Genomic DNA, 7,069 nt, shown 5'->3' on the forward strand with positions numbered 1-7,069 from the left:
TTTTTAGCTAAAGCATCATCAATTGCCTTGTTGGCATCATCTTTAGTTGCAGAAGCAGCAGGAACATTAATGTTGTTAATCTTTCCAACACCAGTGTTCTTAGCTGTAGTAACATCAGCGTCTTTAGTGGCAGCATCAATTGCAGCCTTAGCTGTTTTAACTTCATCAGAAACTTGCTTCTTCAAAGCATCCTTTTCTTCAGCAGTTAAGTTTGAAGCATCGATTGCAGCGTCCTTAGTCTTAGCAGCTTGATCAATGGCATTATTGGCAAGCCCATCTAAATTTTTCTCATTATTAGTTAAAGCTTTCAAAGCATCATTTATCTCTTTTTGCGTTGACTGATGATTCTTATATACATCTTTGGCTTTTGTTAAAAGTTCTTGATACTTAGCTTTCTTATCCGCACTTGCATATTCAAAAGCATCGGATTGACCCACCTCTTGCATCTTATCCCGTAATGCTTTAGCATCTGTAACTTGATACTGAATCGTTAAACTTTCCGGAACTACATAATCAGTTTCCCAAGAATTTTCTCCACCAGGATAATTTTCAGTAACAGTTGCTTGCCTATCCCCAGCAACAGACGTGTTAAACGGTGTTGTCATTACCACCTTAACTGGCAACTCATTATTATTACTAATATAGTTTGTCGCCGTATTGTCAACTAGATCGCCTTTTCTAAAGACATATCCTGCTTGAGCAGCCGTGGTTAATTTAGGCTTTTTAGCTACTTCAATGGTAATGAACTTAACCCCATTGTTAATGTCAGTATCATTTTTATAAGTTACAGTTGTTACATAAGCTCTATAATCGCTATTAATATTACTGTTTATTAATCGAATATCTTGACCAAGAACAATTTGTGAATAAGTTTTATCACTTTTTGGACTAAGAATATAGAAGGTTGATGACCAAGGGGTACTATAACCCCCAGCTATAAGTACTAATGGGTCCGAATCCGAGACGGCTCGCATTTCATATGTTAAACCGTCATCAAAAGAAAAAATCTTATTTTGATACCCTTTAATAGTTACTTTTACTGTAACTTTTACTTTGTCATCAGGAACCCTTGCTGGGGTATTTACACCAGTATAAATTTCAGCTTTATTTCCTGTGGCCGCTGGCGTATGCGTATCTTCCGTTATCGACACCAACCTCATTGCTAAGCTTCTCTTAGTGCGAGTGTGAACTGCCGTTGAGGTGCTGGTCGTTGTCGGGTGACTGAAGTCCGGTGTCGTAGTTGTTGTTTCGTGCTCTACATCCTTAAGTGCTGACTTAGTGGCTGACGTTGCTGAGGTGTTGGCACTGCTGGTCGCTTGATCATCCGTTGTGCTAGTAACCCCACTGGCTGGGCTAGTTATAGCGTTGGCATCACTGGCACTGCTGGTCGCTTGATCATCCGTTGTGCTAGTAACCGCACTGGCTGGGCTAGTTATAGCGTTGGCATCACTGGCACTGCTGGTCGCTTGATCATCCGTTGTGCTAGTAACCGCACTGGCTGGGCTAGTTATAGCGTTGGCATCACTGGCACTGGCCGATTGGTTGACCTCCGCGTGGACCTTCGGAGTCTCCAACATTAAGCCCCCAAAAATCGTGACCCCAATTAAGACTGACGTAAGGTGGCCGGAAACTTTCCGGAGGCTAAACCGTTGCTGTTCCCGATTACCACTCGCTTTTCTGCGCATCATTACTTTGTTTCCTCCTCAATTTATCCGTGATTTTAAGCTGACAACCCCGTCTCACACGTGATTGTTCAACGCGTGGGCCCGCCGCAGCGGTCGCATCACCAAGCTGCTCCCCGCGTAAGCTGGTGTTCGTCACTTGATGTTACTAAAATCCTACTTAGTAATCAATCGATTGTCAACTATCAAAACATAACAAAAAGGCAGATTGTAAAATTTAAGTTGAACATTTAAGTGGACAGAAAAACCCATCAAGGTCTTTAATGGTGTTACCTCAACATTCCATTAGAAAGAAGGACCTTAATGGGCACCACTATTTTATCATTCCAGAACCGCGTTGTCATTGAAACGCTTCATAATGAAGGACGTTCCTTGCGATATATCGCTAAACGTCAATTGCTAGTTTGTAACATTCCAAATTTTGCTAGATTATTCGTCATGACAAGTGCCTCGATCTGTGCTTGCAATCCCACCAAACTACGAGCATAAGTCTGTTCGCTTCCCAAGAGTTTCAATTTAGCAAATGCAGTCTCAATAAGGCGACGCGTCCGCTTACGGGCTGACCGATTATGCTGTTTTGCACCTTTCATATTTGAACGATACGGCGTCCAGATGTCGTGACCTTGTTGCTCAACCTTACTTCGTAAGTCTTTACCGACGTAGCCGACGTCAGCTAGAATTTGTGGACAAGGGCAGTTTTGAATCAATTCTGGAGCAGCCTTAACGTCATGGATTGAAGCTGGTGTCACTTCATAATCGAGAATCAGGCCGCTAGGTTCTACGATCATGTGAACTTTGAAACCATAGAAGTACAGCTGTTTCGTAGCGTTATAGCCAATGTTAGCAATCCCAGCAAACAAGCGAGCTCGAGCATTACGAACCCCTTGACAAAGCGGGAGCGGATAACTATCGATAATGGCTGTTTGGGAAGGCGTAATCCACGTTAACAAGCCTCGGCGAATTGCTTGAAAAACTGGTGTGACCTGGTTAATCCGACGGATTAGGCGGGAATACTCCAACAAGGGTAACGAAGGGATCGTAGCTTGCACTAAATCGTAAAAGGCCGTCCAAGTTGAAACATGATATTGCGTTTTGAGGAGCATTAGGGCCATTATCTCAGCGTCAGATAGTTTGACGTGTTCAATATTGCGCCATTCCATAAATTTTCGTGGGACAAAATCTTGCATCAACTGTTGTAATTCAGAACAAGTGTGGGCAAAAACCGCTTGAAAATCATGGCGATCATAACTAGACTCAAAGTAGCTTAACAAGGCAAAGACTCCTTTTTTAGTCTACTTTGAGTCTAACCTTGTTAGACTTTTTTTGTTAAATGTTACGAACTAGCAAATCGCGTAATTTAACTACAAGGAGAAATGACATATGAGAATTTCCAAAGCAAATCAAAAACTTCAGCAGCAATTGGCAGCGCAACGCCAAGTCCAACATTTTGGCTTGCGTAAGCTTTCAGTGGGGGTCGTGTCAGTGTTACTGTCGACTTCTCTGTACTTCGGGGCTACCAGCGTGGCCCACGCCGCAAGCGGGGTGCCCAATCAAGCATCGACCGCTAGTGAAGCTCCAGTTGATGATAATGTAGAGCAAAAGATCCCTAGCAGTGCTGTCGGTCATAAGGATGCCACACTCGGGGGAGCTCCAGTTAATCCAGTTGATGATAAGGTAGATCAAAAGATCCCTAGCAGTGCTGTCGGTCATAAGGATGCCACACCCGGGGGAGCTCCAGTTAATCCAGTTGATGATAAGGTAGATCAAAAGATCCCTAGCAGTGCTGTCGGTCTTAAGGATGCCACACCGGTTCCGCCGGTTAGTGGACAAGATCGTGCTTCAATCGGTTCGATTTCAAAGGAAACGGTGGATCTAAGTGGTACACCAGTTTATGATGACTTTAATACTTGGGCCGGCTATAATACAAATGAATTTGGCCCGAATAAGACAATTTCGGTTGTCGTAACCCAGGACGCTAATAATCCTAACTTAAAGCACTATGAAATCACCTTTTTGCCAACGAGTCGTTTTTATAACGGTGATGGTGATCGAGATTACAAAATGTCCAATGCCCGGATGGGATTCGCGTTATCTAAGGATTTAAACATTGTCGGAAATATTAATTTTAAGACGTATTACTACTTAAATAATGCGGACAACTTTAAGGATGGTAAGACGAGTGATGCTAAAGTTCTAGATAAAGAGTTCCTAATCGATCATGGCAAACTTTATGATGCGCAAGGGCACTCGCTCAGTAAAGTCTTTTATTCGGACTATGGTGCGTGGTCAAATGCTTGGAGTCAAGCTAGAAGGGATGCTAATTATAGCCATGATCAATCCCTCTTAATTAGTAATATGAAGTATGCGGATAATGCAACCCAAGTTCATAATCACTTTTTCAATGATGTTCCCGGTTGGGATGGGACTTCACCTCGGGTTTCATATTGGGGACAGCGTGAGGTGCAACGGCAAGGTAACGGGATGGGGATGTTTGCTGAGTCGATCACGATGAATGCTGATAGCAATCCTTCCACCAATGGTCAATATAATCAGGCTAACTTTACCCAAGCATATATGTGGAAGTCTTGGGGGGCATGGAATAATACGCAGGCCGGGACTTATACGGTTTCGTTCGATGCGATTTCCAATCCTGATATTAAGGCTAAACAGACTTTTTCGGGGGTAATTACGGCCTTTGGGACGTTTCAAGGAGGTTCATCTTATTACTACGGTCACCTTACCGGTGAGGAAATATCTAAGGTTCGAGAATATAAGAATATTACCGTCCAGGTGGAGGATAAATTTGATACCAAGGGCTTAGAAAATGTTACGATGCCCGAGCGGGAAATTACTATTGGGTATCAAAAGATTACTAATGAGGTTGAAGGAGTAAATGGGGTTATCTATACCGTAGAGAATCCCTACGATCAGTATAAAAATATTAGTGACACGTATTCTAGCGCGGTAGTGAATACTGGTGATACCTTTACCCACCAATATTCCGTAAATGTCATTGTTCCAAAGGTTGGAACGCAAGTCGTATACCTTGATGCTAACCAAACTGCGCCCGCTAAAACGGCCGATGGCAAGAATTTAATGGCGGATGAATATACTCCGGAAGATATTGCGAAAGATACTGGTGTAACGGCGCCAAAAATTAAAGGGTATACCTTAACTCAAACCCGTTTATTTGATGCGAAAACGGGAACGTTAACGGTTACCAATAATTATGTGCGGACGGTTCCATTGGAGGAATTAAGCAAGGAAGTTACGGATTATACAACTAAGGTTAAGGATTTTTTGAGCTATGTTACTAGTGATGACTTCGTTAACGCTTGGAAGTATAACCCAACAGACCAAACGGTAACCCCACCACAAGATAGTCCAACCGCATATGAAGAAGCATACAAAACAAGGCTAGCAGCCTTAAATGATGCCGCCAAGACTTTGAAAAATGATATTAGTGCCTTGGACCCAGCTAATTATGAGGAATATGGTTATCAATACAACAGTCTGCTAGATACGTATACGAGGGCGGTAGCACCATTTGATTCAAGTACGGGTACCTTAGTAAAGGATTTAAGTACCCTTTATACTGACTTAAGTAAACGAGATCCACAGACTAATAAATTGGTTTTAGATTGGTCCAATCTTCCAATTGATGGGCAAGCCAATGTTAATATTTACCGGAGTAACTTATCTGATTCACTTTCTAGTTGGATGCGGACGATTGGTAGTAAGAGCACCCCAGGAACGATTATTAAGGGGATTTATGATTTAGTCGATGGGGCCGAAAATATCAAGACTACTCCGCGGTACACTGAAGCTAGTCAACCTAGACAAGCGGCCTTTGATCAGGCCTTGAAAAACTTAAAGCCGCAGCTGACAAACGTGACGAACTTTAAGGACTTGGGGGATTACTATAACCTAATGTATTCCCAAAATAAGTTAAAAGAAGCAATTTATCGGCTTGATCATGTCACACCAACTGAAGATACTACAGTAACGTACACGTTCTACGATGAGACTGACAAGAAGCCAGTTGAGGGTCATGATGTTACTGTCACTGGTCAGCCTGGTACTGATCAAAAGGTAAATCTTACTACCCCAGAAGGCTACAAGCTTGCTGAAGGTCAAACCTTACCAACTAGTGTCATGATGCCAAACGCAAACGAGACAATTACTATTAATCTTGTTCACGCTACTAAGGATATCAAGCCAACACCAACTGAAGATACTACAGTAACGTACACGTTCTACGATGAGACTGACAAGAAGCCAGTTGAGGGTCATGATGTTACTGTCACTGGTCAGCCTGGTACTGATCAAAAGGTAAATCTTACTACCCCAGAAGGCTACAAGCTTGCTGAAGGTCAAACCTTACCAACTAGTGTCATGATGCCAAACGCAAACGAGACAATTACTATTAATCTTGTTCACGCTACTAAGGATATCAAGCCAAATGATCCAGGTGTAAATCCAAGCGATCCTGTATATGCTGATATGTTCAAGACCGTAACTCGGACAATCAAGGTTAACAACCCAGATAGAATGGTTGATACTACAACACAGCAGGTTAACTTCAACCGGACTAAGACCATAGATGAAGTTACTGATGAGGTTATTTCCTATGGTAACTGGACATTAGCAACTGATTCGGCTAAGGATTGGGGTCAATTTAATGTTCCACAACTCGACGGCTTTATTTCATATGTTGATGGTAATGCTGCTAAGGAAGTTGCTGAAGAAAACGTAACTGCTGATACAGCTGACGTAACTGTAGAAGTAACTTACAAGAACTCCGGCAACAATGGTAACAATACCACCCCTGGCGATGACGGCAACCATAACACTAACCCTGGTGATAATGGTAACCACAATACTAACCCAGGTAATAACGGTAATAACAATGGTATCAATAATGGTACCCAAAACGGTAATAGTGACGAGACCGTAAACACTAATGTTACTAACAACGGTAATGGTGACAACAGTCAAAACAACAAGCAAGCATTACCACAAACAGGTAATACTAAGAATGATGCGGCTGTAGCTGGATTAGGTTTAGCTGGCTTACTGGCAATGCTTGGTTTAGGCGGATTGAAGAAGAAACGCAACTAGATAACATAATTTTCTTTCCCAATATTTAAGTGCTGTATTCGATTCGTCTAAACTATGAAAAGGACTACTTAGTATTTATTGTAAGCAGTCCTTTTTTTGTTGGTAAATTAGACTCTTTGTTAATCGGTAAGGATGAAGAGAATTTAGAGAACTAGACTAAGCTACTTTAGCTATTGGTCTAGTTCTCTTTTTTGATAATTCCCGAATCATGAGTAAGCGTCAAATAAAATAGTGTACTTAAAAACCGTCCCAGTTACTGTTATACT

Annotated in this window: 3 protein-coding genes and 1 pseudogene; 2 read left to right on the forward strand and 2 right to left on the reverse strand. The window is 42.1% G+C overall.

Going from position 1 to position 7,069, the window contains the following annotated elements; translation table 11 throughout:
• Nucleotides 1-1,688 (reverse strand): DUF1542 domain-containing protein (locus CP370_RS08680; protein ID WP_143467872.1); only part of this gene is annotated, 1,688 nt, incomplete at its 3' end.
• A gap of 297 nt (nucleotides 1,689-1,985) precedes the next feature.
• On the opposite strand from CP370_RS08680, the pseudogene CP370_RS08685 reads away from it, so the two are divergent.
• Nucleotides 1,986-2,069: pseudogene (locus CP370_RS08685) on the forward strand (helix-turn-helix domain-containing protein); the annotation flags it as partial.
• A gap of 5 nt (nucleotides 2,070-2,074) precedes the next feature.
• Here the strand turns inward: CP370_RS08685 and CP370_RS08690 are convergent.
• The gene (locus CP370_RS08690; RefSeq protein ID WP_087712508.1) at nucleotides 2,075-2,953 is read right to left on the reverse strand and encodes an IS982 family transposase; all 879 of its coding nucleotides are present in this window, start codon (nucleotides 2,951-2,953) and stop codon (nucleotides 2,075-2,077) included.
• A 109-nt stretch (nucleotides 2,954-3,062) separates the two neighbouring features.
• On the opposite strand from CP370_RS08690, the gene CP370_RS08695 reads away from it, so the two are divergent.
• On the forward strand, nucleotides 3,063-6,803 hold the full coding sequence (locus CP370_RS08695) for a YSIRK-type signal peptide-containing protein (protein ID WP_098046672.1): 3,741 nt from the start codon (nucleotides 3,063-3,065) through the stop codon (nucleotides 6,801-6,803).
• The last annotated feature ends 266 nt before the right edge of the window (nucleotides 6,804-7,069 follow it).

Source organism: Lactobacillus sp. UMNPBX19 (assembly GCF_002553805.1).
Classification (GTDB): domain Bacteria; phylum Bacillota; class Bacilli; order Lactobacillales; family Lactobacillaceae; genus Lactobacillus.

Bases quoted from the DNA above. Each gene is read 5' to 3' on its own strand.
- CP370_RS08695 (WP_098046672.1), top strand. From the start codon at position 3,063: ATGAGAATTTCCAAAGCAAATCAAAAACTTCAGCAGCAATTGGCAGCG.